General features: G+C 56.6%; 19 protein-coding genes and 1 pseudogene. 8 read left to right on the top strand and 12 right to left on the bottom strand.

Annotated elements, in window-relative coordinates; all coding sequences use genetic code 11:
• Positions 1–21 precede the first annotated feature (21 nt).
• The 4 genes from I554_RS0121650 to I554_RS0121635 all read left to right on the top strand — a co-directional run bounded on the left by I554_RS0121650 (position 22) and on the right by I554_RS0121635 (position 7,831).
• Positions 22–2,169, top strand: coding sequence for a type I secretion system permease/ATPase (locus I554_RS0121650; RefSeq protein ID WP_024575865.1), 2,148 nt, complete (start codon positions 22–24; stop codon positions 2,167–2,169).
• 162 nt (positions 2,170–2,331) lie between these two features.
• A complete protein-coding gene (locus I554_RS0121645) occupies positions 2,332–3,588 on the top strand; it encodes an HlyD family type I secretion periplasmic adaptor subunit (RefSeq protein WP_244432824.1) in 1,257 nt (418 codons plus the stop codon).
• Positions 3,569–5,245: a GNAT family N-acetyltransferase gene (locus I554_RS0121640; RefSeq protein ID WP_244432823.1), complete on the top strand. Its 1,677-nt coding sequence runs from the start codon at positions 3,569–3,571 to the stop codon at positions 5,243–5,245. Before I554_RS0121645 ends, I554_RS0121640 begins: the two co-directional genes overlap by 20 nt.
• Before the next feature lie 36 nt (positions 5,246–5,281).
• Positions 5,282–7,831 (top strand): putative Ig domain-containing protein, encoded by a 2,550-nt coding sequence (locus I554_RS0121635; protein WP_244432822.1) that lies wholly within the window; start codon positions 5,282–5,284, stop codon positions 7,829–7,831.
• 24 nt (positions 7,832–7,855) lie between these two features.
• On the opposite strand, the gene I554_RS0121630 is transcribed toward I554_RS0121635, so the two are convergent.
• Both I554_RS0121630 and I554_RS0121625 read right to left on the bottom strand, forming a co-directional pair.
• Positions 7,856–11,014: an efflux RND transporter permease subunit gene (locus I554_RS0121630; protein WP_024575869.1), complete on the bottom strand. Its 3,159-nt coding sequence runs from the start codon at positions 11,012–11,014 to the stop codon at positions 7,856–7,858.
• Positions 11,015–11,029: 15 nt separating this feature from the next.
• A complete protein-coding gene (locus I554_RS0121625) occupies positions 11,030–12,229 on the bottom strand; it encodes an efflux RND transporter periplasmic adaptor subunit (RefSeq protein WP_024575870.1) in 1,200 nt (399 codons plus the stop codon).
• A 201-nt stretch (positions 12,230–12,430) separates the two neighbouring features.
• Between I554_RS0121625 and I554_RS26565 the strand changes: the two are divergent.
• From I554_RS26565 to I554_RS27675, 3 genes and pseudogenes are all read left to right on the top strand, one after another.
• Positions 12,431–13,132: pseudogene (locus I554_RS26565) on the top strand (hypothetical protein); the annotation flags it as partial.
• Between the two features lie 461 nt (positions 13,133–13,593).
• Complete coding sequence (locus I554_RS26560; RefSeq protein ID WP_034462210.1) at positions 13,594–13,815, top strand: cysteine rich repeat-containing protein; 222 nt, start codon at positions 13,594–13,596, stop codon at positions 13,813–13,815.
• 73 nt (positions 13,816–13,888) lie between these two features.
• A complete protein-coding gene (locus I554_RS27675; protein WP_081710841.1) occupies positions 13,889–14,101 on the top strand; it encodes a hypothetical protein in 213 nt (70 codons plus the stop codon).
• 61 nt (positions 14,102–14,162) lie between these two features.
• Here the strand turns inward: I554_RS27675 and I554_RS25780 are convergent, their stop codons facing one another.
• Genes I554_RS25780 through I554_RS0121595 form a run of 4 tightly spaced genes read right to left on the bottom strand, consistent with a single transcriptional unit; the run spans position 14,163 to position 17,890 of the window.
• Positions 14,163–14,576: a hypothetical protein gene (locus I554_RS25780; protein WP_024575871.1), complete on the bottom strand. Its 414-nt coding sequence runs from the start codon at positions 14,574–14,576 to the stop codon at positions 14,163–14,165.
• A gap of 2 nt (positions 14,577–14,578) precedes the next feature.
• On the bottom strand, positions 14,579–15,814 hold the full coding sequence (locus tag I554_RS0121605) for a glycosyltransferase family 4 protein (protein ID WP_024575872.1): 1,236 nt from the start codon (positions 15,812–15,814) through the stop codon (positions 14,579–14,581).
• A gap of 10 nt (positions 15,815–15,824) precedes the next feature.
• A complete protein-coding gene (locus I554_RS0121600) occupies positions 15,825–17,099 on the bottom strand; it encodes a glycosyltransferase (RefSeq protein ID WP_024575873.1) in 1,275 nt (424 codons plus the stop codon).
• Positions 17,096–17,890, bottom strand: a complete 795-nt coding sequence (locus I554_RS0121595; RefSeq protein WP_024575874.1) for a WecB/TagA/CpsF family glycosyltransferase — start codon at positions 17,888–17,890, stop codon at positions 17,096–17,098. Before I554_RS0121595 ends, I554_RS0121600 begins: the two co-directional genes overlap by 4 nt.
• On the opposite strand from I554_RS0121595, the gene I554_RS0121590 reads away from it, so the two are divergent.
• On the top strand, positions 17,870–19,180 hold the full coding sequence (locus tag I554_RS0121590; protein ID WP_244432821.1) for an endo-1,4-beta-xylanase: 1,311 nt from the start codon (positions 17,870–17,872) through the stop codon (positions 19,178–19,180). The two genes, I554_RS0121595 and I554_RS0121590, sit on opposite strands and share 21 nt — an antisense overlap.
• A gap of 19 nt (positions 19,181–19,199) precedes the next feature.
• Here I554_RS0121590 and I554_RS0121585 read toward each other — a convergent pair whose 3' ends face one another.
• The 6 genes from I554_RS0121585 to I554_RS0121560 form a co-directional block, all read right to left on the bottom strand.
• Positions 19,200–20,639, bottom strand: a complete 1,440-nt coding sequence (locus I554_RS0121585) for a polysaccharide biosynthesis C-terminal domain-containing protein (RefSeq protein WP_024575876.1) — start codon at positions 20,637–20,639, stop codon at positions 19,200–19,202.
• Between the two features lie 2 nt (positions 20,640–20,641).
• The gene (locus I554_RS0121580; RefSeq protein WP_244432820.1) at positions 20,642–21,697 is read right to left on the bottom strand and encodes an acyltransferase; all 1,056 of its coding nucleotides are present in this window, start codon (positions 21,695–21,697) and stop codon (positions 20,642–20,644) included.
• Positions 21,694–22,803, bottom strand: a complete 1,110-nt coding sequence (locus tag I554_RS26070) for an acyltransferase (RefSeq protein ID WP_024575878.1) — start codon at positions 22,801–22,803, stop codon at positions 21,694–21,696. Before I554_RS26070 ends, I554_RS0121580 begins: the two co-directional genes overlap by 4 nt.
• A 39-nt stretch (positions 22,804–22,842) precedes the next feature.
• The gene (locus I554_RS0121570; RefSeq protein ID WP_024575879.1) at positions 22,843–23,940 is read right to left on the bottom strand and encodes a glycosyltransferase; all 1,098 of its coding nucleotides are present in this window, start codon (positions 23,938–23,940) and stop codon (positions 22,843–22,845) included.
• On the bottom strand, positions 23,937–25,214 hold the full coding sequence (locus I554_RS0121565; protein ID WP_192818020.1) for a VpsF family polysaccharide biosynthesis protein: 1,278 nt from the start codon (positions 25,212–25,214) through the stop codon (positions 23,937–23,939). The genes I554_RS0121570 and I554_RS0121565 overlap by 4 nt, the downstream gene beginning before the upstream one ends.
• Before the next feature lie 155 nt (positions 25,215–25,369).
• The coding region (locus tag I554_RS0121560; RefSeq protein WP_024575881.1) for a CpsD/CapB family tyrosine-protein kinase at positions 25,370–26,280 on the bottom strand (911 nt) is incomplete at its 5' end.

The raw sequence follows: 26,280 nt of genomic DNA, 5'->3' as shown, positions 1-26,280 counted from the left end.
GTATTACGGAGGCTGGGGTTGATGGCACGGGGCGACAACGAACCTCACAACGAAATTGGTGCATCGACGCACCTGACCGAGGAAGAGAGCGCGAAACTGCGCACAGCAGAGGTCGTTCCGTTCCCCGTCCGGAACGATACAACGGATGCCACGAATGACGTGCCGCGTGCTCCCGAACCGGCAGGAGATCAATCCTCAACAGCCGCTGCTATTCGGCAGGCGTTGTCAGCGGCAGACAGCGCAGCCAAGCGATCGGATGAGCATGTGTCGCCGGAGGTGGCGAAGACACCGCCGGAACCACAGAATGAGGCCCGCCCACCAGCGCCGGTCAACGCCGGCGCAACAGTCCCAGCTGTGGTAAATGGAGGCGGTGGCGGTGGTAACGGGCCGTCAAATGGTGGCGGTGGAGGCGGTGGAGGAGGCGGAGGCTCTCCACCTCTCCATAAACGGTCCAGCGACAACGAATTCCGTGATGTGCTCGGCAAAGGCTTGGCCAACGCGCGGCGGAATCTTGTGACCGTTGGAATATTCTCTGTTGCGGTCAACCTCCTTGTTCTCGCGATCCCGGTATACCTTTTCAATATGTCGGACCGCGTGATGACCAGCAGAAGTACCGACACGCTTGTTATGTTGTCGATGATTGTCGTGGTGGCGATTGCGGCGCACGTTCTCATGGACATGATGCGCAGGATCATTCTCATGCGCGTCGCCGTAGAAACCGAAGCGCGGTTGGGCGGCCCTGTCCTAAGCGCCGCCGCGAAAGCGGCACAGGGCGGTTCGAGCCGCGAGTTTCAGACGCTGGCGGACCTCCAGCACCTGCGCGCATTCATTACCGGCCCGGTGCTGCTCACGATGTTCGACGCGCCGGTAGCTCCTGTCTATTTTGCTGTGGTCTTTCTGATTCATCCCCATCTCGGGCTGATTGTTCTGTCGTCCGGCTTGGCCCTCATGGCTGTCGCCATACTCAACCAGAAGATCACAGCCATTCCGTTTACGCGCGCCAATGCTTTTGGAACGCGTGCGAATCTCCAGGCCGAAGCGATGGCTCGCAACGCGCAGGTCATCAATGCCATGGGGATGATCCCGGAAGGTGTGCAGGTCTGGGGCCACGAAACAGTCGAGTCCCTGAAGGCACAGGTTGCCGGGCAGGATCTCAATATTATGATGACCGGAATCTCGAAATTTTTGCGCCTCTGTACGCAGATCGCGATTCTCGGCTGGGGTGCGTGGCTGGCGCTGGAGAGTCAACTGACCAGCGGCATGATCATTGCTGCTTCGATTGTGGCAAGCCGCGCTCTCGCTCCAATGGAAGGGACCATCGAGGGGTGGCGCGGCTTTGTACAGGCGCGCTCAGCCTACGGGCGTGTCAAAGCTCTCCTTCAAAATTCGCCGTTGAACCTGGACCGGCTGCGGCTTCCGCGTCCGCAGGGGCACCTGAGCGTCGAGCGCATTCTCTACGTTCCGCCGCCTACCAAGAAGGTCATTCTGAACGGCATCAGTTTCCAATTGCAGCCTGGGGAATCGCTGGCGATTGTTGGCGACTCCGGAACAGGTAAAACCATGCTCGCACGCATGCTCGTGGGCTCAATCATCCCTACGGCCGGCAATGTACGCCTGGACATGATGGATCTTCGGAATTGGGATACACGGCAGTTCGGCGAAAGCGTCGGTTATCTGCCGCAGGACGTCCAGCTTTTCCCCGCGTCCATCAAGGCGAATATCGCTCGAATGCGTCAGGACGCGGTCGATGAAGACATCTTCGATGCGGCTGAAACAGCGGATGTCCATGAGATGATATCCAGTTTTGCACAAGGGTATGAGACCGTTGTCGGCATGGACGGAAGCCCATTGTCCGGCGGTCAAAGACAACGAATTGGGCTCGCGCGCGCATTCTATGGAAATCCGCGCCTCATGGTTCTCGATGAGCCGAACTCAAATCTTGATGCGAATGGTGAGAGGGCGCTGGCCAAGGCACTCGTTCGCGCCAAAGAGAAGCAGATAACGGTTGTTACCATTACGCAGCGTGCAGCGCTTCTCAGGAGCGTCGACAAGATCATGATTCTCAACAACGGATCGGTTCAGGCGTTCGGTGCTCGCGATGAGATCATTCCGCTTATTTCCGGACGCAAGCCGAATGGCGGCGATGGACCGCCGATGCTGAATTCTTGACGACGATTGCTGCTGCGAGGCCGATATTGACATTTAACTGACTGTCGAGGTGCTGTGGTGTCAGGCAAAAAGCTCACTGCGCAGGAACAGGTAACCGGGGGAACTTGGTACGATACGCTTCCGCGGTCGACGCGGCTGCCGACCATTGGCGGAGTTCTCATCATGGCAGTTGCGGTGATGGGTTTCGGCGTATGGGGCAATATGGCTCCGATTGCGGGCGCTGTTGTTGCGTCGGGCGTATTCGTCGCGACGGGACAAAACAAGATTATTCAGCACCTTGAAGGTGGCGTTATACGAGAGATTTACGTTCGCGAGGGCGATATCGTCGAACAGGGGCAGTTGCTGGTTGACCTGGATGAAACCGCGCCGCGTGCCGAATTACGCCGGCTGTTTCTTCGCCGGACGCGCTTGACGGCGATGGATGCCCGCTTACAGGCCGAAATGCGCGAGGCTCCCGAGATCACGTTCCCTGATGAACTGGATCAGACGCTGAACGAGCCCGAAGTGAAGGAAATTCTGGAGAGCCAACGATTAACCTTTACTGCCCGCAGGAACAATATGAACAGTGAAATCGCGGGCATTAATGAGGGCATCAATGCCTTGAACGAGAGAATTCAGGGATCGAGAGTCCAACTCGATGGTGTGCGTCGGCAAATCAAGTTCATTGAGGAGGAAATTGAGGCGAAAGAGTATCTGCTGAAGACCGGATTGGTCAGGAAGCCGGAGGTTTTGCTGTTGCAAAGAAGTCAAGCGAACCTTGAGGGAGAAGTGGGCCGGATCATGGGCGATATAGGCGACGCCAAGGAGCGTATCGCGAAATCTCTCGAACAGATCAACGGCGTCAAGAAGACCGCCATCAAGACCGCAGTCGAGCAGATGCATGAGGTGCGCGGTGAACTGGTCGACGTGCGTGAGAGAATGCTGAGCGCGAAGGGTGTGCTGGATCGCATTCGCATCACAGCACCTGTCAGGGGTGTCGTCGTCAAGCTGCGGTATCATACGCAAGGAGGTGTGATCGAAGCCGGCAAGAACATCATGGAAATATTGCCGCTTAAGGACGAGCTTATTATCGAAGCCCGCGTGCGCCCGCAGGATATCGATAGCGTCAAGCACGGACAGCACGCAACCGTCCGACTCACCGCGCTGAATCAGCGCATCACGCCGATGGTTTCGGGAGAGGTCATCTATCTCTCGGCCGATACGCTGGCCGACGAGAAGAAGTCACAGCAGGTTGGACCCACCGATATCTATATCATCCGCGTCAAGCTGAATACCCATGAAGCGGCGACCATTCCGGGATTCAGCCCGACGCCAGGCATGCCGGCAGAAGTCTACGTCAAGACATCGGAGCGAACCTTCTTCCAGTACCTCGTGAAGCCGATCCACGACAGTATGACTCGTGCGTTCCGCGAGCGATGAGGAAGGAAATTGCGATCTTAAACGAGGTTTGCGGAGGAAGGTTGAAGCGCTGGTTCAAGGTATTGAGCATCACAAGCGAGGTCACACCGTGCGAATTGATGTCATAAACACGCTACCGGATTTCACCCGGCTGGAAGAGAACTGGAACGCCGTTTATGACGCGGATCCGGATGCCCAGTTGTTCATGTCCTGGAAATGGCTTTCGGCTTGGCTCGGGCAAATCTCCAGCCCCTGGTTTGTTCTTGGAGCAAAAGCGAGCGAAAAGGCAGATGCGCCTTACGTGGCATTTCTGCCGTTGCGTATCCAAACGAAGCTGGAGAACGCGCGTTTCCACAATGAACTAAATATGGCCGGTAATTTCTCCGCCGATTACACCGGCATTCTCTGCGCGCCGGGATTAGAGCATCAGGCCATTCCGGCATTTGCCCGGCATCTGAAGCGGATGAATTGGGCCCGCCTCAACCTCGAAAACATTCGTATGTCGGAGCCACGTATCCGACTTCTGTTGGCGCATTTTCCGAAAGCCAGTTTCCAGACCAGCGAGATCAACCGCATCGGAAAGGTCGACAATATCGACAATAATCTATGTCCGTTTGCGGCGCTTCCGCCGGACTGGAATGCATACCTCGATATGCTGAGTGCGAACACCCGGCAGAAAATACGACGCCTGTTGAGGCTTGTTGACGAAACCGGTGAGTACCGCATCACCGTCGCAACATCAGAGACGATTGAGCGAGATCTCAATACATTGCTTCGATTCTGGGAGGTTAAATGGACGCCGCGAAAAGGCGACCTGGTTCATACCCTGATACGCTCTAATCGGGCCATGCTGACGCGAAGCTTCAGGGCCGATCTTCTATTTTTGCCGACACTCTGGAAAGAAGACCGACCGCTCGCGGCGCTTGCGACACTGATCGACAAGCGGAAACGCTCTTTCCTGTTTTACATGACCGGACGAGATGAGACATTCGATGGCCCGCCGCCAGGTGTAATTTTGCATGCCCATAGCATCCGGCATGCAATTGCGAACGGATTTACCGAATATGATTTTCTGCGCGGCAATGAAACCTACAAGTACTCATTCGGTGTGAAGGAGCGCCGCATTCGTTTTGTCATGATAGGCACAAAGAATGGACTGAATCTCGGCGGCAGGCTCGATCAACGAACCATCCCCGACGTTCTACAAGAGGCGACGGAGCTTCATCAGAAGGGAAAGCTCGTGGAAGCCGAGCATGGCTACCGGCAGATTATGGAGATCCAACCGAAGAATGCCGATGCGATCCACCGGCTCGGTCAGCTGTTGGTCAGCAAGGGAGACCACGCCGGCGCCAAGAGGCTCTTCAAGACGCTCACCGGGATCAGACCCGAGATTTACAAACCCTGGCTCTGCCTTGCGCAGTCGTGTGATGCGCTGGGGCACCATCTTGAAGCCGTCAGCGCCTATCGAGAGGTCATTCGATTGAAGCCAGATCTACCGGAGGCCTTCTCCAGTCTAGCGGCGACACTCGTCAAACTCGGTCGGATCGAAGACGTCAATATGGCGCTTGTCGCGGCTATTGGACGAGTGGAAAGCGTACCCCAGATGAACGGTCGGGAGCCGAAAACACGACGTGTTATCAATGGCAGTATAGCGCAGGGTGAAGCAGCAGCAGTGTAGCCAAGTCTGGCAAGAAACCGAGGCACCAGAACCCAAATGAGCAGCAATCTCAGTATGCAAGGGTTGGCCGGGACTGTAGTTTCTGACGGGTTCGTATTTGCTGCGAACGAAATTGAGTGCCCCGCTGTATGCGCCCCGGCAGTCTTTGTCGATGCCGGCCTGTTGTTTTCCGGTCATTACGATCGGGTCGGCCTTGATCTGGTTATTTCCAGCGGACCGGAAAGTTTCACCGTACATGAATATTTCAAGGGCGAGTACCGCGCATCGCTGATGTCTCCGGAAGGAGCGAGCCTTGCGGGGCGCGTGATCGAAGCAATGACGGCACGTGTCCAGTACGTTCAGGCTGACCAGATTGCGAGCGCGGTAGCTGCTGTGGGAAATGTCGCGAAGGTGAGCGGCACCGCAGTCGTAACGCGTAGTGGTGTGCCTGTCGAACTAAAGCAGGGCGACAGGCTTCTCAAGGGAGACGTCGTCCAGACCGGTCCGGACACGACGATTGGAATCAGCTTCGTAGATGGCACGGCGCTGGGACTTGCATCGAATGCGCGCATTGTTCTGGATGAGATGACGTATGATCCAAACGGGTCGTCCAATTCGTCGCTTTTAAGCCTGATACAGGGCACGATTACCCTTGTTGCCGGGCATACTGCGAAATTCGGAAACATGCGCGTCGAAACGCCGGTTGCCACAATGGGAATCCGGGGCACGGCTGTTATGGTGGAAATCGTCTCAGACGATGGGCCGAGCAAGTTCTCCGTACTCAAAGAGCCAGATGGAAAGATTGGATCGTTTCATCTTTACGACAAGGGGACCGGAGAGCTCCTCAAGGTTGTATCTCACGCTGGTCTCGTCACGATTGTCACACCGCTCGGCGCAGGGCAGCCGGTCTCCGCGATAGATCAGCTAAAGACGCTTGCCGATATTCAAAGCGAGAGAGGTCTTATTCAGCAGGTTTTCCAGATCTACTATCCCAACTACAATCCAAACGGACCGGGAGGCGACAAAACCGGTTCCAGCGTAAACCCCCTTGCAAATTTTGCCGGGATTTCTTCTGCGCAAGGAATCGAGTCCGGTGTGCCGGGCCTGATCGCTCTTGCAAGCGGCGTTGTTATTACGCCGGCCCTGGCGACGCCGCAGGATCTCCTGATTTTTCCGGATGCTCCCCCGGCTCCGGCGGTGCGCGCGATTGCAGTGGCAAACGTCGTGGATGTTCAGGCGTCGCAAGGCCCCGTTGAACGGAATTTTGCCATCAGCGATCAGGTTACGGTTTCAATCAATGGACAGGTGGTAGATCAGTCGACAGGGCGCTATGTATCAGGCACTGGTAGCGTGACCGGCGTGGAAAGCACTGTACCGGCCCCTCAGGGCGTCAATCTCGCCAGCCTGGTGCATATCGATCCTGCAACGGGCGTCGTAACATACGACGCGAGCCAGTTTGCATTTTTGGGCGTTGGGGAATCGGCAATCTATACGATTGGGTTCGATAGCCAGCCCGGAACATCCATTGTTCCTGAGACTTTAACGCTGACCATCAATGGGTTGAACGACAAGCCAACCGTCGAACATCCTATTCCGGACCAGCGGGCTAGGGAAGGCTGCAGATTCGAATATGTCATCCCAGCGTGCGTGTTTGCCGACCTCGATGCAAACGATACCTTAAATTTCCGTGCGACGTTGGCGAACGGCGATCCACTTCCAAGCTGGCTTACGTTCGATCCCGTGTCGATGACGTTTTCCGGAACACCGCCGAAGGGAGAAGAATGCGTACTCCATATCAAAGTTATCGCGAGCGACGAGCACAATGCGACAGCCGTTGATCAGTTCGATATCGTGATCGCGGAAAGTCACCAGCACCATCATCATTTCCACGATGACAGTGCGATTGCCTTGAGTGGCCAAGATTTGACTACAGTAAGCGACAACCGTGAACCGGTGACAGGAGCTAGCGACGTCGCCTCGGAAAATCAGGGAGAAGATTGTCACAAATCGGAAATGATAGATTCTGCCGGTTGCAGCGATAACTGCTCCCATGAATCAAAACCAGAAAGAGACGATCGACCAAACTCGTCGACAGACATAGCTTCATTATCTCACAGGGAGCATGTCACATATGAGTCAAATAGCGGAAGCGGCATCAGCGATATGCGCGCCCATGGATCAGCCCAGACGCCTGTTCCGAGCAATTTTGATTCCGATCGTTCGGACCACACGGAGATGCATACTGGATGGTCTCGCTCAGTGGTCGACTATTCAAGTCAGATGAATTCATCGCACGATAATCACAGCTCTTTCTCGACCAGCTACAGCGTGACATTTAACTGGAGCAGCACGTCCGGGAGAGGGCGCGATGCGGACAGCTTCGATTTCAGGTCGGATCTCGGTCGCAATTTGGACCACAGCCATTCGACATCCGATTTCACGCAGTTCGAAAAATCGTGGTCCGGTAACGGGAGCGATGTAGCCGCTCTTGTTCAAGCCGTGACAAGCGTCGAGTTTTTCGCCAGCCATGACGATCACGCGATAACGACGCGCTTCAGTTCATCGGTAGAATTGCATACGCACCAGAACGATTTCCACCTGACCTAGGTAGTTCGGAGCATATCCTGGCCGCTAAGGTCCCGCTCCGACTGGCTGCGAGGCGGCCTTCTTCGTCTTGCGCTCGGCGAGCCAGTTCTCGAACCGCTGTATCACGACAAAGAATGTCGGAACGAACAGAACGGCAAGGCAGGTCGAAGCAAGCATCCCGCTGAACACGGTGATGCCGATTGACTTACGGGCACTCGCGCCGGCGCCGGTAGCGAACACCAGCGGAGCCACGCCGAGGATAAAGGCAAACGACGTCATCAGGATTGGCCGGAACCTTGCCCGCGCGGCTTCGACGGCAGATTCCAGCAGTGGTCTGCGATCCCGGACATGGAGTTCCAGCGCGACTTCCACAATGAGAATGGCGTTCTTGGCCGACAACGCGATCAACAGGATCAGTCCGATCTGTGTGTAAAGGTTGTTTTCGATCCTTAGCCCTGTGAGGACTGCCATAGGTCCGAGCAGGGATAGCGGCACGGCAAGAATAACCGCAATTGGTGCAAACCAGCTTTCATACTGTCCAGCCAGAACCAGATAAACCAGCAGCAGGGCGAGGCCGAACACGTAGTAAATCTGGCTGCCGACGGCTTTCTCCTGATGTGACATCGCCGTCCACTCGTAGCCTGTGCCCGGCGGCAATGTCTTGTCGGCAATTTGCTCCATCAGCGTAATGGACTGGCCAGAACTGTAACCCTGCGACGGCAATCCAATAACGGTCGCGGACGGGTAGAGGTTGTACAGGCTGATCAGAGAAGGGCCAACAGCCGGGGTAATTGTCGCGATCGTGCCCAGCGGGATCATCGCGCCTTGTTGATTACGCACCGTCAGGTTTGCGATATCCTTAGCAGTCAGGCGGAACTGTGCATCGGCTTGGGCATAGACCTGAAAGGTGCGTCCAAACTTGTTAAATTGATTGACATAGGACGACCCGAGATAGGCCGCCAGTGTCGAGAATACCTGATCGGTCGTGACATGCAGTGTTTGTGTCTTGATCCGGTCAACCTCGACGTCGAACTGCGGGACCATTGAGCGGAACGGAGAACTGACACGTTGTAGCGCGCTTTGCGTCTGGGCGTTAGCGACCACCGCTTGGGTGACGGCCTGGAGCTTGCCGAAATCGGAATTGCCGTCACGCAGCTCAACCTGCATCGCAAAACCGGCGGCATTGCCGATACCTTGAATGGGCGGAGGGGGAAGCACGAAAATCCGTGCTTCCGGAATCGCCTCGAGCTTCTGATTTAGTCCCACGACGAGAGAGCGCAAATCTTCTCCGTGACCACGTGCCTCCCAGTCCTTCAGGATGAGATAGGCAACGCCTGCATTGGCGAGACTGGAACTGTTATCAAGTGCCGAAATGCCGGAGATGCCGATAACCTGCGCAACGCCGGGTGTCTTTCCGGCGATTTCAGTAACCTGATCCAGCACGCGCTGGGTGCGGTCGAGCGCGGCACCATCTGGCAACTGCACGGCTGCCAGCAGATATCCCTGATCCTCGATCGGAATAAATCCCGTTGGCACGCGAGACAGGCCATAGCCGCCGATAGCAATCAGGATCAGCGCGATGATCAATGAGATACTGCTGTGCCGAACCATGCGATCGATAAATGAACTGTAACCCCTCTCGATCCGGTCATAGATCGAGTTGAAGCCGCGATAGAACCAATTACGCTGCTCTGGCGGGATTGGCCGCCGAAGCCAGAGCGCGCATTGCGTGGGCTTCAGGGTCGCAGCATTGATGGCGCTGATCAAAGCGGTTGCGGCGATCACCAGCGCGAACTGCGCATAGATGCGGCCGGTCAGACCAGGAAGGAAAGCCGCCGGAAGAAATACCGACACCAGGACCAGTGTGATTCCGATAATCGGCGCGAATAACTGATCCATCGCCTTGATCGCGGCATCGTGACCCGACAGGCCCTGCTCAATGTTGTGGGCAGCCCCTTCAACGACGACGATGGCGTCGTCGACCACGATTCCGATCGCAAGTACGATGGCAAACAGTGTCGACAGGTTGATGGTGAAGCCAAGCGCCGCCATCGCGGCAAAAGCCCCGATGATGGTAACTGGGACTGTCGTTGCCGGAACCAGCATGGCGCGCCAGTCCTGCAAGAATACCAGAATCACAACGAGGACAAGAAATCCCGCCTCGATCAATGTTTTATAAACTTCGTGAATCGACGCCGTGACAAATTTTGTCGTGTCGAACGGAATGTCGAACTTCACGTCCTGCGGGAATCCGCGGGCCAAATCTGCCATCTTCTGCTTTACGGCCTGCTGGACCTGAAGCGCGTTCGCGCCCGGTGACTGAAAGACGCCAATTCCGATCGCTGGTTTTCCGTCCAGCGAAAATATTTGGCTATAGGTCTGGGCGCCAAGTTCAACGCGCCCGATGTCACGAACGCGGACCACATCGCCGTTGTTACCGGTCTTGACAATCACATTTTCAAATTCGCGGGCATCTTCGAGCCGACCGTTGATGTTGAGAGTGTACTGGAACGCGTGCCCGGGGGGCGTCGGGGGCATTCCGATTTGCCCGGCAGTGACTTGCTGGCTCTGCTGCTGAATTGCCTGGATGACATCCTGAGGCGTGAGCGCCAGGGCTTGCAGCCTGTCTGGATCAAGCCAGACTCGCATGGAGTATTGACCGGCACCAAAAACGGTAACGTTACCAACTCCGGAAAGGCGCGATAGCTCATCCCGAATGTTGATCGTGGCGTAGTTGCTGAGAAAGAGGCTGTCGTAGGTGGCGTTAGGTGAAGTCAGAGTTACGAACAGCAGGATTGCTGTCGACCTCTTCTGGACCGTGACACCTTGCGTCTGAACCGATTGTGGAAGGGAGGATAACGCACTGGAAACCCGATTTTGGACCAGCACCTGCGCGAAATTCAGATCGGTGCCGATCTTGAATGTTACTGTGAGCGAGTAGGTGCCATCAGCAGCGCTGTAGGACTGCATGTAGAGCATGCCTTCGACGCCGTTCACCTGCTGCTCGATCGGCAGCGCGACGGTGTCGATGACCGTCTTGGCGCTAGCGCCTGGATAGCGTGTCGTGACCTGCACGGTCGGCGGAACCACGTCGGGGTACTGTGCGACGGCAAGGCCCAACAAGGCCACGCCGCCGATCAGGATCATCAGGATCGCGATGACGTTTGAAAGGACCGGCCGTTCGATGAAGAATTTCGAGATCATGGCCGGTTTCCGGTCCTAGTTTGTCGAAGCGCGAGGCTGTTCTATTTTTTGCAACTGAGGATCGACCTTCTGGCCGGGAATTGCGCGCAACAGGCCAGCGATCACAACACGGTCATCAGGTTTCAGTCCGTCTTCGACCACACGCAACTCACCTTCGAGAGGGCCGGTCTGTACCTTGCGTTGTTCGACGACATTCTCCTTGTTGACCACAAGGACATATCTTCCAGCCTGATCGCTTCCCAACGCGACATCGGGAATCAGCAAGGCATCCTTCTGCTGATCGAGAGGAACGCGAACGCGTACGAAATATCCCGGCAGCAGCACCCGGTCGGCGTTTGTCAGAATTCCGCGGACTGCAAGCGTTCCGGTCGACTGATTGACCGTCGGCGCGGCGTAGTCGAGCTTTCCTCGGTGAGGAAAGCCACTTTCGGTCTGAAGCCCGACCTCGATCGGCGTTTCCTTGAGATCCTTCGTCGTGAGACCCTTCTCAGCGGCAGCCGCGCGTATCCGCAAAACGTCCTGTTCATTGACGTTGAAATTTACATAGATCGGACTTTGCTGAACGATGGTCGCGAGCTGGGTCGGCGAAGAAGCACCGACGAGTTCGCCGATCGAGACGAGACGCGCGCTCACGACTCCGTCGAACGGCGCGGTGACATTCGTATAGCCGTAATTGACTGCCGCGATCTTTGTATTGACCTGAGCCTGCTGGAGATTGGCTTGCGCATTATCCCTTGAGGATGTGGACTGTTCGAGAGTCGCCTGCGACACGACCTGCCGCGAGACCAGATCGGATTGACGCTTGAAGTCGGACTCAGCCTGCCTCAACGAGGCCTGCGCACCAGCTTCCGCCGCCTGTGCCTGCTCCAGCTTCAGCTTGTAAGTTTCAGGCTCGATTGTGAATAGCGTCGTGCCCTGCTTTACGAAAGCCCCATCCTGATAGGAGATCGATTGGAGAAATCCCTGGACGCGGGCAACAAGGTCGACCGTGTTGACCGGTCCGGTATTGCCAGTGGCTGTTAAATACCGAGTGATGGTGCGCTGCACAGGATGACCAACGTCAACCTTCGGCGGTGGCGGCGGTACAAAACTATTCTGTTCGCAAGCTGTTAGCGCAGTCAGTAAAAAAATGACTGGAGGAATACGCAGCCTAGATGATGCGCTGCGCTTCGCAACGCTGGGAAATTTAATGCTGGCCGGACACGAAGGTTTCATTTCGATGCCCTGTTAAAATTTCTTTTCGCGGAAATTATTCCGCTCGGAGATAACAATCACTGTCTCATGGATACCAACAATCTACTTGCGGTGGAACCCAAAAGAGAAAATGATATCGACCGCTAGGAATTTTCTGACAATTTTTTTGAATTCACTTCTTTGCGGGCATCGTCCTTCGGACGCCAATAAGGATTTCTTCAAATGATCGACACGTTGAGACGTGTGGCAACGCTATGGTCGCTCACGGCAACGATTTTCTGGGTGACAACGATGTTGGTCGTCGCCCAGCAACCTACCGATGAGCAACGAAATGCCATCCGCTCTGCATGCCGCTCGGACTATGAAGCGAATTGCGCCAGCGTACCGCCCGGCGGAGCCGCTTCGTTGCAGTGCCTGCAGAAGAATATGTCGAAGCTGTCGGGCTCCTGCCAGCAGGCGGTCAGGGCTATCGAACCGGCCGCTGCACCGAACGCAGAAACTGCACCGGCTCCCGCCGCGTCAGCGCCGGCGAAAGCGGCTGCGCCAGCCGCTGCTCCCAAAGCAGCAGCGACCACATCAGCGCAAAAGCCGAGCGACGCGCAGACAGCAGCCATGCGCAGCGCCTGCCGCTCGGACTACCAGAAGAACTGCGCCAGTGTCCCGCCCGGCGGTGCGCCGGCGTTGAATTGTCTTGAAAAGAACAAGTCAAAGCTTTCGGCGAGTTGCCAGCAGGCGGTGAGCGCGGTGAGCGGCACCGCAACCGCGCCGGCCGCCGGGGGCACACCGGCGGCCCCCGCAGGAGCTACAGCAGCAGCCCCGGCGCCCGCCCTGGTCTTGCGCCCAATGCGGCCGCGGGAGGAATTGTTTGTCCTGAGATCCGCCTGCGGAGCGGATGTCCGCACACTTTGTGACGGCGTCGCGCCTGAAGTTTGTAGAAGCCGTCGAGAAAATTGAGAAAGAGAAGAACGATACCGAATAGTTTGACGCCGCGGCCAATGAAGCTATGACGCAAGTAACCGAACAGAAGTATGGCCGGGTCGGTGCTGGAGACATGTGCGCCTGCTGATATGACCAACGTGGCCACAATCATTTTTTCGACGTGACCGAACATTTCCTTCGAGGCTTGCATCGAGATGCTCAGCATAGAATGTAAGCCACCTAGTCCTGATGTCCTGCATGGTTCTCCCCCCGCGACTGACCGCGTGCGACAAACTGGCCTTGAACGGTTGTCTGATCAAAGGCCTTGGTTCGTCTCAGTACAGCGGCTCCCTAAACAAGAAGCAAGAACCCCAATTTATCGTTTCCCCAAGACACGTGCGGAACGGCAGGGAATGAATCTCTGTTTGCCACACACGATCAACTGAGAATCGGAAAGGAACAAACACATGCGACATGCCATGTTGATAGCCGCTCTTCTGTGCGTCTCCAGCTCCGCGTACTCACAGGATCTGACAGCCGAGCAGCGCAGCGCTTGCATGGGGGACTATGAAAAATTCTGTAAAGGCGTTGCTCCGGGAGGAGGGCGAATTATCGCCTGCCTGTCCAAGTCAAGCGACAAGCTCACACCTGAATGCAAGAAAGTGCTAACTGCAGCAGAGAAGAAATAGTTCTCAGGTCCTGACGCGCCCTTGCGAATGTTGTTTGCCCCAAGATCAACCAAGACAGCTTAAGGAGTTTGCCATGCGCTCGCTTCTGCTTATTGCCTCCGCCATCCTGGCATTTTCAGGAACAATGGTTGTCGAAACGACTGATGCCAATGCGGCGGTTTGCGCCCGCGGAGTGTACCGCGCCGGCTGCGCCGGGGCCCGGGGAGCTGTGGTTGTGCGCCGGCCGCCGGCCGTTGTTTGCCGTACGGTGTGGGTCGATGGCGTGCGTGTGCGTCGCTGCAGATAGCAGCATCATGCCGGCGGTCTGCTGATCTCATCCCCTGTGCGAGATTGGCCTGGTCGAATGCTCAGGACGAAGCATTGCCCTTTATCTTCCGGCAAGGCGTCGATGCGGTGGATGACATTCGGACAATGCTCGTCACCGAGGGGGGCTGAACAAGATCCTTGCGGCTGAGAAACCGCAAGGTGCCGCGCGGGTAGGCATCGCAGAAGGCTGACAGCGTCGCAGCCGTTGCCGCCACGCTGTCCTGTTTCGGGATTACAGCGATCCCACCGTCTCTCAGGATAAAGGCGTCCTTGACGTTCGACATGTTCATGGTCGCAAGACAGATCTTGAACAGGTTTTGATAGGATTGCGGGGGTTGCATCAGGTCCCCGCCCAGACTTCCAAGCAAATAATCCCGGCTTTTTGTGCAGCTTTCAGCATTCGCGGAGTTGGCCGCAATCAGAATCCCAGTGACGCCTGCAATCAACGCTCGCATTGTCAGCGGCCCGCGGCCGCGGCGCGAGGCGCGGGACGTTCCCTGGGCATCGGCCTTGCGGGAAGGGGCTGCTCCACCTTTTCAACACCAGTTCGCAAACTCGAACGGGGCAGGCCGTATGTCTCGGCGGCGCAACGTTCCCAGGACAGCGCGCGGGCATGTGTGGCTGCGCCGGCCGCGAGAATTGAGCGGGTATTACTGTCTTCGGCCAGTTCAGTGATTGCCTGAGCGACGGCCTCGACGTCGGGCTCAATAAGCAATCCGGTCTCGTCGGCGAGAACAGCATCCGGAACCCCACCGATTGCTGTCGCGACACTCGGCAAGCCACCCGCACCTGCCTCGAGATAGACCAGACCAAAACCCTCGACGCGCCCCAGCGAATCCGGAATTCCGGTCAGACAGAAGAAATCGCTTGCGCCATAGATGTCGCGGATTTTCTCGTTCGGCAATGATCCGAGAAGATGAACTTCGCAATCCGCAGTCTCGATCATGTCGCGAAATTCCTCGACATAATCTGCCTCGCCGTTGGGACCAATCACGAGCCAGGCGATGCGCCTGCGCAATTCGTCCGACAAGCGCGATAACGCCGCAAGCGTCATGAGGTGCCCCTTGCGGCGGGTAAGACGGGCGACGGTCACCATGACAATCTTATCCAGCCCCACGCCATAGGCATGACGCGTTGCCTTTCGATTTTTGCGCGGGCCGAACCAGAAATCCGAGACGCCAAGCGGGATCGCGGAAACGCGCTCGCTTTCAATTGTAAACCGTTCTCGAAAAAGTTCCCGCGTGAACCGGCTGTTGGCAGCGATCTCGGTTCTCGGTCCAAATACGCCTGCAGCTCGAATCGCAAACCGTTTGAGCGGTGTTTGAGTCTCATTGATTTCCGAACCGTGGACGGTCATCAGTAAGCGCGCCTGGGTCCGATGCCGCGACAGAGCCAAGGGAATGAAGAACGGCCAATCTGCCGCATGGATTACATCGTAGTCTTCGATGCGCACCCGATTGCGGGCGAGAAGAATTTTGGCGGGAAGATTCCGCATCGAGTGTAGCCCACCGCGAAAGCGATAAAGCTCGAAGGGAAGGGACCTGTCGATCTCCAGCGAACATTCAGAGTAATCTGGAGCTACCACCGTGACCCGCGCGCCGAGTTCGGTAGCCGCAGATGCGATCTCCTTTGCGTAGGTTCCAATCCCGCCTGTCGCGGGCGCGAACTCACTCGTCAGCAAGAGGATATTCATGGAGCGTCCCTCAATAGGCTTGCGGAGTCACCAAGCCCCGGGTGTTCTGAATTTCCTGGTGATAGCGGAAGACACGGGCGAGTTGAGTGCCCGGCGTAAAGGTCCGAATGCTGGCCGCGATACGGGATGATTCCATCTCGTCCCTTGCAATGGCGTTGCGAACGTCGATGAAACGGTGAACGAGGCGCTCCACCATGTCATCCTTTGAGTCGCTTCGCGGAACGAGATACCCGGCTTCGCCATCGCGGATCACCGCCTCGAGTTGAGGTAGATGCACGGCAACAACGGGTCGTCCCACCCCAAGGGTTTCGAGAACAAATCGCGGCATTCCCTCGAACTCGGAGGTCAGAATGCCTGCATGAACTGACGCGAGCGTCGCAGCCATTCCGGCTGCGTCCTTGAATCCATGACGAACTGTGATGGTCTCGATCGCCGCGAACTCCGGGAATCGATGCGGATCACTGGTGCCAATGTAATGAAATTCCACCTTCTCCGGCATCACCTGACGCAGACGGTCGATGGTCCGGAACATCAGCGCCGGATCCTTGAACTCGTCGAGCCGGCCGGCAAAAACGACGCGGAAAGACTTGTTATCGCGAGGCAGGGGTTGAGGCTTGAAGATATCGGTATTGACCCAGGTCCACAGCGTGTCGATCTTCTCTCTCTGACGAGGATAGGTTTTCTGAAGACGTTCGGTGATGTATGGATTCACGCACAGGAATTTCTCACTCGTCGCCATGGCAAAGCGCTCGCCGGCATTGTGGACGAAGGAATATCTGCGAAGCAGCGAATCCATCTGGAGCTTGGGAACGCCCTCGCCGTGAAGCATCTGGACGAACGGAAGGCGAAGGACAGCCGGTAGCCAGGAGAATTCAACACGGCGCAGGTCGATCGAGCATCGCCTCTTGCGAATCTGTCGGGAGATCAGGCCGAAGTTGCGTAGAAGCGCGACGAAGAACTGCCCGGTCAGTGACGAGCGGATAGTGCGGGCGGCTTCCCGCGCCCGACTGTCAGAGTAATGCAGTATGGGCAGAAAATCGAACGTGCGGCCCCTAAAGGTGAGCTTGTGGACCTCTCCGAGCTTTAGATCGCCGACGGAATCGGTGCCGATGAAAAGCAGATCGGTATCGGTCGGGTGAAACGTGATGAAATCCCGGATATAGGTTTCCAGGCCGCCGACTTTCTCGCCGCGCGGATCGAATGGATGAATCAGGCAAATCTGATACCGCGCGCCGGCGTGGCTTACATTGCGCGCGCGCTGCGCCAGTGTGACTGAGGATGTCATGCCGCTTTCCTTGTCCGTGCACTTACAATTTGTGGGATGCTGCGCGCTACCAGCCGTGGAACGATGGCCATACAGCGCGCGTAACGTGGTCCGAGCCGGCGGGGACTCCGCAGCATTCGCCACGCCCATTCAAGACCGATCTTTTGGGTGATTCGCGGTGCGCGATCCTGAGTGTGGGCGATGAAGTCGAGGGCCGCCCCGGTGCAGAGCAGCCCAACCCCCGGAAGGCTGTCGAGACAACGCGCGGCAAAAACCTCCTGCCGGGGGGCGCCTAACGCGATGAAGCAAAGTCTCGCTCCCGATCTTCGAATACTTTCGATCGCGCGGTCGGCTTCGTCCGAGTAAGGGTCAAAATCGCCGCTGGGTGCATAGTATCCGGCAATCTGAAGCCCCCTGAAGCGGCGCGACAGGCGGCGCGCTGTTCTGTGAAGTGTCAGATTGTTGGACCCAAGCAGATAGACAGGAATTCCGCTTCGTCCGGCTTGCTCGCAGAGAGGTTCGACAAGGTCGGCACCGGTCGTTCTCTCGATCTGCGCACCCGCGAGACGGCCGAGTGCAACAATGGGAAACCCATCGGCGGTGACAAAGCGCGCCCGGCGATAAGCGGCGCGAAAGTCCGGCCGTCGCTGCAATTGCACGACGTGGTCGAGATTGAGTGTACAGACAATAAAGCTATCGCCGCTTTGTGTTGCCGAGACGATCGACGATACAGCTTGAGGCATGGAGAGAATGTTGATGGTGATTCCATCGACAGTCACATCGTTTGAACGATGCAGATTCGGTTCCAGCATGTCTATCCCCCTGATGACAATGTGGCGTGCTCAACGGCTTGGACGTTTCTGGCGACGGAACTCTACGTGCCAAAAACTTCTATCGATGAGCATCGTCACGAAAACGTACCAATGCGTCGCAACGATGGCGTCTTGTCCAAAGAACACGATGACAATGAAACTAAATCATTCTCGCGATGGAGATCTGCCATGCATGTGAAGTTGTCTCGCCGGGAGGCGATAACGGTGCTCGCTGGCGCGGGAGTTGCAGTGAGCGGCGGTGATGCGTTCGCTGCGGCGGATGAAAGTCTCGGCGCGATTGCGGCAGCAAATGGATTCGTGTTCGGAGCTGCTGCTGGTCCGGTTATCGATAAGGATCTTGCCTACCGTGAACTCTACACAAGGCACACGCGCATCGTTACGACCGACATAGCCTTGAAAATGGGCACCATCGCGCCGCAATCCGGATCGAAGCATTTTGAGAGCGCAGATCGCTTGCTGCATTTCTGTGCAAGAAACGACATTCCCATGCGAGGGCATTGCCTCATTTGGAACGAATGGGTTCCGTCATGGATCAAGAGCATGAGTGTGGCGGAGCGGAAGAGGTTCTTCGACGAGTACATCGAAGAAGTCGTCGGTCGCTATGAAGGAAAGCTGCAGTCGTGGGACATCGTCAACGAGCCGTTCTGGCCCGGACACAAGGCGCCTGGCGGGTATCGGCTTGGCCCATGGTATGAGACATTCGGCACCGACTATGTTCGTCGTGCATTTCAACGCGCAGCTTTGGCCGACAAGAACACGAGATTTGTACTCAACGAAGCTCAGACTGAGCGCGATGATGCGGTCGGTCGAGCCGTTCGCGAGGGATTATTGCGTCTGGTTGATGAGTTGAAGGATGCGGGCGTGCCGCTTCATGCGGTCGGCCTGCAGGGTCACCTTCAGCCGCGCTACCCGTACGATGCTGGGCGATTCGCCGAATTCGTTCATGCGCTCGCTGAACGAAAGGTCGATATTTACGTCACGGAATTCGACGTACGCGACGATACGTTTCCGGACGACATTCCAACCCGTGACGCCATGATTGCAGATACGGCCGAGAGGTTTCTGAGTAACGTCTTGAGTATCGCCGCTGTCAAAATGGTGATCGCCTGGGAGCTTGCCGACAATTACTCATTCTACACGGATGCAGCAAAGAAGAAGAACCCTCTTGCGGAACGGCTTCCGCGGCCTTTGCCGTTCGACGATGCGATGCAGAAGAAGCCGCTTTGGTTCGCGATGGCGCGGGCTTTCCGGAATTCAAAACGAACATAGCCTCCCTCCTGTCTCTTAGTCATGCTTGCGATCGTTGTGGACGGGCGCGCAGCATCCTGAACATTAGGGGCGCATAGAGCAGGACCAGCACGACGCTATAAATGGCCGCACCGCTCGCCACATGCGCAGCCAGCGATATGAAGTTTGCGGCTTCCGGCATCAGGCGAAGAGCCGCTCCCATCGCGGCGGTCGCAATCGCAATACGGAAAAGATGGCCCAGCGGCAGTGTGAGATTGAACTGGGAGAATCCGATGGCGAAGCTCGTAATCGCGGCCGCTGCAGCGGCAATGACAGTCGCGACGGCTCCGCCGATAATGCCCCAATACCAGATAAAGGCGAAACTGAGAGCCACAGTCACCACTGCGTCGATGCTCGCGACGACGATCATCAGGCGGGTTCGAGTATGAAGGAGAAACACTTGATCGCCAAAATGGGCGCGCAGGTTACGGATCGCACCCGCCAGAACCGAAAGCGGCAGGACAGCGAGGGTCACTTGCTGGAATGGCATTGCAATTAGCAGGTGGACAATTTCCGCTCGCAACATGAAGATCCCAACGATGCTCGGCGCAAGAATAGCGACAAGAAGCGCGCTATTTTCCGAAAGCTGTTGCATCGCGGCGTTGCTGCCGCTGCTTTCCATCCGCTTTACGGCTATCGGGAAGGCTGCAGCTGTTACCAGCATTGCAGCAACGGCAGCAGCCCTTTGGCCGAGGCCGTAACCAACGGCGAACAGGCCAGCTGCAGCGACACCCAATATATCGTTGACGATAAAGCGTGAAGCATTGAGGCCGACCCAGCCGAGTCCGCTGCCGACAATGATTGGAATACCGTAATGCAATGCATGATTGACGATTGTGCGATCAACTGGCCAGAGATTGCGCCCAAAGCCGATCTTCGGGAGCACAATGAGTACCGCGGCGAGCTGCGCGATAGCGTAGCCGGCGAGCGGCCATTCGGGATTCTGGCCAAACAGATCGATCATGAGGAGGCCGATCAGAAAGCCTAACGCTGGGCCGATGATCTGTTGAACTGAGTAGACGCCGATCTTCTGCTGTACGCGAGCGCGCTCACCGATGTAAAGATTGAGCGATCGGGTGATGACGTAGGCGACTGTCGCCGTCAGAAGTCCGGCCTTGGCGTCTGGTGCAATCACCAAAAAAAGGATGCCGATTATGGCAACACTCTGGATGAACACGGAAAGCAGCAAGATCGCATTTTCCGTCCGATAGAAGCGTTGAGCTTCCTCTCCGGTCTGAAAACGGCCGAAGAAACGGAGTGCATACTGAGACCACCAGGCGAGAAAGCCGATTTGCAGGAGTTCGTGCGTCGCTGTCAACAGTGTGATGACGCCCAAGGTGTGTTCATTGACGACGTGAGTCCAGACAATCATGGCGATCAACTGGAACAGCGGCCCGATGAGTTGCGCAGGCATATAGAGCAAGGTGTGGCGCAATAGCATAATCAGACCCCCAGCCGGCTTGAAATGCGTGACGGGACAACTCGCCGGACTATCAGCATGAGAGCGATGCTGATCGATGCTGATATGCCAAAGGTCATCACGAAATCTGTGAGAGCCCCAAATGAGCGCAAGGACGCGTGGTCGCGCAGGGCCATCACCACGAAAATATGCCAGAGATAGATAAAGTAGCTACCCGAGCCGATAGCGGCGAGAAATGGCAGTCTTAGGTGAAGGATGAACAGCAAGGTGCTGAGCAGGGCCGCGTAGCCGAAGAACGCGACCGAGTCATAATCAGCAGCGTCGCCTATGTTGAAGATTCGCACTGCGGCGTAGATCAGATAGGCAGTCACCACTGCGCCCAAGATTAGTATACGCATGTGGCGTAGTACCAAGCCGATGCCTGTTACCCCGACAAGGGCTCCGAGCGAAGCGAAGGAGAACCAGAACGGAATGTCGCGTAGACGGACTTCTTGAACAAACGAATCGGAGAAGCCAGCGTGCAGCAGGAGCGGGTCGAGATAATTGCCGGAGATGAGTCCAAATACAAACGATAGTGCGATGAAGATGACAAGTCGCTGCGAGGTTTCTGAGTTACCAGAGCCTGACAACCGCAACATCAGCCACAATCCGATGGTACAGCCGATGTAAACAAAGACGTAGTAATAGACAAATACGTAGGCGAGAACGAAGCGTGCAACAGTCGTTGTAACCCGATGATCCATCGCTGAATTGTGCCAGGCCATATAGAAATAGGCTGCGACAAAGGCGATAGCATAGGGAATGAGCGCGGTCTTGATCCGCTTCCACAAGGCGATCCGCCCGGAGAGAGCAGTTAGATATCCCGACGCAAACAGGAAAATCGGCACGCAAGGGCGCAATGCTGCATCGGCCAGCTTGGCCGATGATGTATCCAGTGGCTGCGGGAGCGAATGGATGCCGATCACCATTAGAATCGCGATACCGCGCATGGTGTCGATGCCAGTGTCCCGGCCAGCTATCTGCACGCGCTCATCCTGATGCGCAATCCAACTTTCCGGTATCCGGGCGGCAATTGTCATCGCGCCCCCTCCGAGGATGAGGTCGCCGCGATGGATCTATGAGCGGGAAGTTGCCGGTCGAAAATCTCGTTGAGAGAGTGCCGCAAAGGTGTTTCGAAAAAACGATAGGACAAAAAGCTTGCCATCGCCAAGGCAGCTATTGCGACGGGCAATAGCGACAGCTTTCCGCCGGGCAGGTCGGTTAAGGCCCTCGCACCGAATGTCAGAACCAAGGTAGCGATCGGGATATGCAGCATATAACAGGAATAGGTGTATGCCGAAGCTCGATCAAATCGCAGGCGCGTCAGCAAAGTCGTTGCGCCGCAATAGTCACATTGGATAGCGAGAACCGCGATCGTATATACCGCGACAAGCGCCACCATTTCCGGAAGCAGCCAGCCGAACAGGGTGAATGCAAGCAAGGAGAGGGTGAATGCCCGGGAAGAGACTGGCCACCGCGCGATTTGGTCGCGAAGGAGATAGCAGGCAACGCCGAGATTGAAGCCCGGCAGCGCCCTGAAGATGCCACCGTTGTTGATCCATTCGGCCCACGGTTCAGTTCCCGCTGCTGCCACGTAGATACTATTGGCAAGTGCGGGGAGTATCACCAGCGCGACTACCAGCATTCTGCGCCGTTTCGTAGCGAGGGCAACGAGCGGGAAGAGGAGATAACAGAACATCTCCGCAGACAGGGACCAGCTCGGGAAGTTGAAGGTCAGCCGTTGTCCGTCGACAGCATGAAGCAAGAACAGCTGTGCGGGAACATCAGATAATGGGTAGCGCGCGGGATTGTCGGTCTTCGCAAAGCCAAGGTAAAACGCCAGGGCGATGGCCAGGTAGAACATCAACGTGGCCAGATGGAGTGGATAGATCCGCGCCAGCCGGCGCCCGAGAAAGCGAAAAATCGCGGGGAAGCTTTCAACCTTGCCGATATACTGGCTGGCTATCACAAAGCCGGACACAACGAAGAACAGATCGACAAACAGGTTGAAGTGCAGGGTGTGCTCAAACACGAAGCGCCCCGCGGAGTGATCCTTTAAGTAGTCTGAATAGTGCAAAATGACGACAGCGCCGGCGGCGATGATCCGCAGTCCATCCAGATGACGTGTGCTGTCTCTTGTCTGCAACAAGCCTATCCTCGCCCTGTGTTCCAGCCTCGTCGCGTTTCAAAGCGTGATGCCGCGATCTTTCTGATTATGCGGTTCAGGTTTCGTCGAAAGCCCAATTTGCCGATGGGCGAGTCGTGCGATCAGGTCGAGGACGGCGTCACGATCCGCTGAGGCCAAATCGTTCCAGCGATCAAGGTTTTTCGCTGCTTGTGCGGCATGCAATGCCCGCCATTCCGGAGCAGATGCCGCAGCGATGATTCTCTCGGCCGCTGAAGTCGGATTGACGGGATCAACAAATATTCCCGACTGATCCAAGACTTCATGGAAGATGGCAGCGTCGGGCGCTACGATCGGGAGACCTGCATATTGAGCCTCAAGCAGGGGTAAGCCCAGGCCTTCTTCGTGAGAGGTGCAGATGAACATATCTGCGCTCTGTAGAATCCGGCGGACACGGTCGGCGGATTGATAACCGTGCAGGATCACGCCAGGGCACTTTTCGAGTTCATCCCAGTCATTGCCCCAGCCCTGACGCCCGACAATTTCCAGTGTCGCATCGGGAAATCCGCGTTCGCGCAGGGCAGCGAGGATTCTGGCAGCTGCGACGAAGTTCTTGCGCGGTTCTACAGTTCCGAGGGTCACGAGACGGAGCGCTGACGGCGTTCCGGCTCGTTCAAGGCGATTATCCTGACGAATGCTGAACACATTCCGTACCGGCGGTCGGTATAGCGTGATTTCTGCATCGGTTCGGCAGCGAGTCGCGAGCTTACGCTTGGTATCCGCCGAGTTGACGAGAAAGCGGGGATACGTTCGCACCGCGAGCCTGAACGGTTCGGCCATATACATTCTTGCGCGCCGATTAAGATCGTCTCTGCGGGACAGCAGAAAAATATCATGAATGTATGGAACGACTCTTGCCGCGAATGGCCATAGCAGCGGACTCGGCGGAAAACCGGGACAAAGCAGAATCGATGGAATACTGAGCAGGCGCAGCGGCAATCCGAATGTCTGCGTCGCCACCATTCGCCCGGTGCCTTGCGCCAGCACCGGGGTTACATCGAGCGGAGCCAGTGCTGTGCGCGAGAATAGTTCAAGCGTGATGCGTTCGAGACCGGTGACGTGGCGTCCGACATGAGTGTGGTCGACATAGATAGTCATGCGAATCTCGATGTTGCCGGAGTCCGGATAGATTTATTGGAAGTTCCGCACTGCGTCCTCGCGATCCGGACCGGATATCGTGGCAACAGCAGCGTGATAAGGATGATAAACTGCGCGAACTGAATGTTCTTTGATGAAAAACTTACCGAGCTTGCTGCGATCACCAGTATCAGAACCATGATCGCCCAAGCCGCCGGATCTGCTCGTTTGAGAATTTCCACAAAGAAGCAGACAAGTCCGACCGTCAGCATTGTTGTGTGAATGATACCGAACTGAACAACGCATGAAATCCAGAAATTCTCGATTCCATAGTTGAGGCCAAGCTGTGCCTGAAGCGCGTTTACGCGGACGGGATTCGGGCCTATAACGAGTTCGTGCCAGTCGAAATGAGACAGCAGATCGAACGTCGCGAAACGTGCCAGCGCGCTGCCCTTGTCGGATGAAAACCGCAACAGCATCTTGTCAAAGATTCCGAGATCGTAAGCAGCGAAGATTCCCGCACCCGCTACAAACAACAGGCAGATGGTCCCGATAACCGTCGGGAGTGAAACCCGCTTGCCGCGCAGGATCCGGAACGCCTCAGCTGCGCCGAGAAAACTCATCAAGAGCAAAACAGTGACAAGGGCAGTCCGTCCACCAAATGCCATCAACGATCCGAGGCACAACGCGATAAGTGGAATCCGGATCATGGCCGCGGAGCAGAGGGCGGGGCGAAGAGTCATCGCAAGAATATAGGCGCCGACAATGCCGGAGGCAGTGAGGGGGTGTCCGAGAAAGGCCGAGGAACGCCACTCCCCGACGACCAGTACATCGCCGAGCGTCAGAGGTATGAGGCGATGGCCGGAGAAATACTCATAGTATCCAACGCAGACGTTCAGCAGTATTGTGAGGTGAACGGCCCACACCAATGGCTTCCGCTGTGGCGACTGAAGCCGCCAGATCACAAGGCAGAGCACGACCGGAAGCAGGAAGGTGTCTATGATGACTGTGAACGGTCTGGTCAGCACGAACATCTGGACAAGCAGGAACGACCAGCAAGCCAGATAGACAAGAATGAGTTTGGCTTCGGAGAACATACGATCGATCTCGCCAACAGGATCGCCGTTGCGTACCAATAGAAGACCGAATGCCAAAAACGATGCATATGTTGCAGGATGCAGCTTCTCATAAAAGCTGCCACCGGCGGTCAGATAATGAATCTTCCAGTTGGTCAGCATTGCCGACGACAATGTGAATGTTGCGACGACCGCCACCAACATCAGACCGATGATCATGCTATCGATAGCGCTGTTGATAACTGCCGACTCCTGGTTATGCGGGCGCGGCGGCTGGCGAAATCCTGTCGCGGCAGGATACCCGCGAAGACCGAGCGGCAATGGCTCGTTTACCGGAAAGGCGCGCGCGGATTTGTGCATCGGTCCGCGTGCCCTCATTGTGCCGGCCTGGGCTTTAGTCCAGCGGTGCCATACGGCTTCAGATAGGCGGAACTTTTATAATAGTCATAAAATCGCAGACGACTGAGATCGACCCGCGTCAGCACAGTCCCAAGAATCCGCTCGTGAACCGGAGAGAGAAGATTGATCGTATGGGAGATAACCTCCTGCGGTGTCTGATCCCAACCCATGGCAAGAATGATCCGATCGGAAAGTTCGGCGAGGGCGCGACCGTCAACCAATGGGACAAGGGGGGGAGAGTCGATGATAATCAACTCGTAGTGCTGACGTAGATGATCGAGAATGTCGACAATCCGCTCGGAAAACATCAGCTCGGTTATCAGTTCGACATCTTTCGCCGCGGGCGATGGCAGGATGGAAAGTCCGGAGCTTCGATCCAGCAAGATCGCTCGCTCCAGTGGAGTCTGTCCCATGGCGACTTCCATCAGTCCGGCGTCGGCATGAGGGGCAAGCGCGCGCGTCAACTGAGGATTGCGGAGATCGCCGTCGATTAGAAGTGTTTTGACGCCGAGCGTAGCGAGCGAAAGGGCGAGGTTGGCGGCAAGCGTCGTCTTTCCCTCGTTGTCGAGCGAGGAGGTAACCAGTACTACCTTGAGTGGCTGGATCCGCATCGTGCGTTGAAGTGCCAGGCGGACTGCGCGGATGGCCTCCGCAAAAAAGGTGCCCGGCTCGTCAATGGCATAACGCATCAGTGGCGGCTGCAACGGAGGCGGCAACAGCCTTACCGTTCTCGGATTATAGCGGGCAAGTTCATCACGCCCGCGTTTCGCCCGTGCGGCGAGTTCGCGCGTACCGATCAGCGGAACGGCCGCGAGCGCGGGCACGCCGGAAATCGCTTCCGCCTGTTCAAGTGTCTTTGATCTGCCCCCTTTGAAGTGGTCCTCCC

This window comes from Afipia sp. OHSU_II-C1 (assembly GCF_000497575.1).
GTDB lineage: Bacteria > Pseudomonadota > Alphaproteobacteria > Rhizobiales > Xanthobacteraceae > Afipia.
Note: the sequence above shows the minus strand (reverse complement) of the source record. Positions and strands in the feature narration are given on the sequence as shown.

What these genes read in the sequence shown, in the direction of transcription:
- I554_RS0121650 (WP_024575865.1), top strand. Translation starts at nt 22, where the DNA reads ATGGCACGGGGCGACAACGAACCTCACAACGAAATTGGTGCATCGACG.
- I554_RS0121645 (WP_244432824.1), top strand. Translation starts at nt 2,332, where the DNA reads ATGGCAGTTGCGGTGATGGGTTTCGGCGTATGGGGCAATATGGCTCCG.
- I554_RS0121635 (WP_244432822.1), top strand. Translation starts at nt 5,282, where the DNA reads ATGAGCAGCAATCTCAGTATGCAAGGGTTGGCCGGGACTGTAGTTTCT.
- I554_RS0121630 (WP_024575869.1), bottom strand. Translation starts at nt 11,014, where the DNA reads ATGATCTCGAAATTCTTCATCGAACGGCCGGTCCTTTCAAACGTCATC.
- I554_RS0121625 (WP_024575870.1), bottom strand. Translation starts at nt 12,229, where the DNA reads ATGAAACCTTCGTGTCCGGCCAGCATTAAATTTCCCAGCGTTGCGAAG.
- I554_RS26560 (WP_034462210.1), top strand. Translation starts at nt 13,594, where the DNA reads ATGCGACATGCCATGTTGATAGCCGCTCTTCTGTGCGTCTCCAGCTCC.
- I554_RS27675 (WP_081710841.1), top strand. Translation starts at nt 13,889, where the DNA reads ATGCGCTCGCTTCTGCTTATTGCCTCCGCCATCCTGGCATTTTCAGGA.
- I554_RS25780 (WP_024575871.1), bottom strand. Translation starts at nt 14,576, where the DNA reads ATGCGAGCGTTGATTGCAGGCGTCACTGGGATTCTGATTGCGGCCAAC.
- I554_RS0121605 (WP_024575872.1), bottom strand. Translation starts at nt 15,814, where the DNA reads ATGAATATCCTCTTGCTGACGAGTGAGTTCGCGCCCGCGACAGGCGGG.
- I554_RS0121600 (WP_024575873.1), bottom strand. Translation starts at nt 17,099, where the DNA reads ATGACATCCTCAGTCACACTGGCGCAGCGCGCGCGCAATGTAAGCCAC.
- I554_RS0121590 (WP_244432821.1), top strand. Translation starts at nt 17,870, where the DNA reads ATGCAGATTCGGTTCCAGCATGTCTATCCCCCTGATGACAATGTGGCG.
- I554_RS0121595 (WP_024575874.1), bottom strand. Translation starts at nt 17,890, where the DNA reads ATGCTGGAACCGAATCTGCATCGTTCAAACGATGTGACTGTCGATGGA.
- I554_RS0121585 (WP_024575876.1), bottom strand. Translation starts at nt 20,639, where the DNA reads ATGCTATTGCGCCACACCTTGCTCTATATGCCTGCGCAACTCATCGGG.
- I554_RS0121580 (WP_244432820.1), bottom strand. Translation starts at nt 21,697, where the DNA reads ATGACAATTGCCGCCCGGATACCGGAAAGTTGGATTGCGCATCAGGAT.
- I554_RS0121570 (WP_024575879.1), bottom strand. Translation starts at nt 23,940, where the DNA reads ATGACTATCTATGTCGACCACACTCATGTCGGACGCCACGTCACCGGT.
- I554_RS0121565 (WP_192818020.1), bottom strand. Translation starts at nt 25,214, where the DNA reads ATGATCATCGGTCTGATGTTGGTGGCGGTCGTCGCAACATTCACATTG.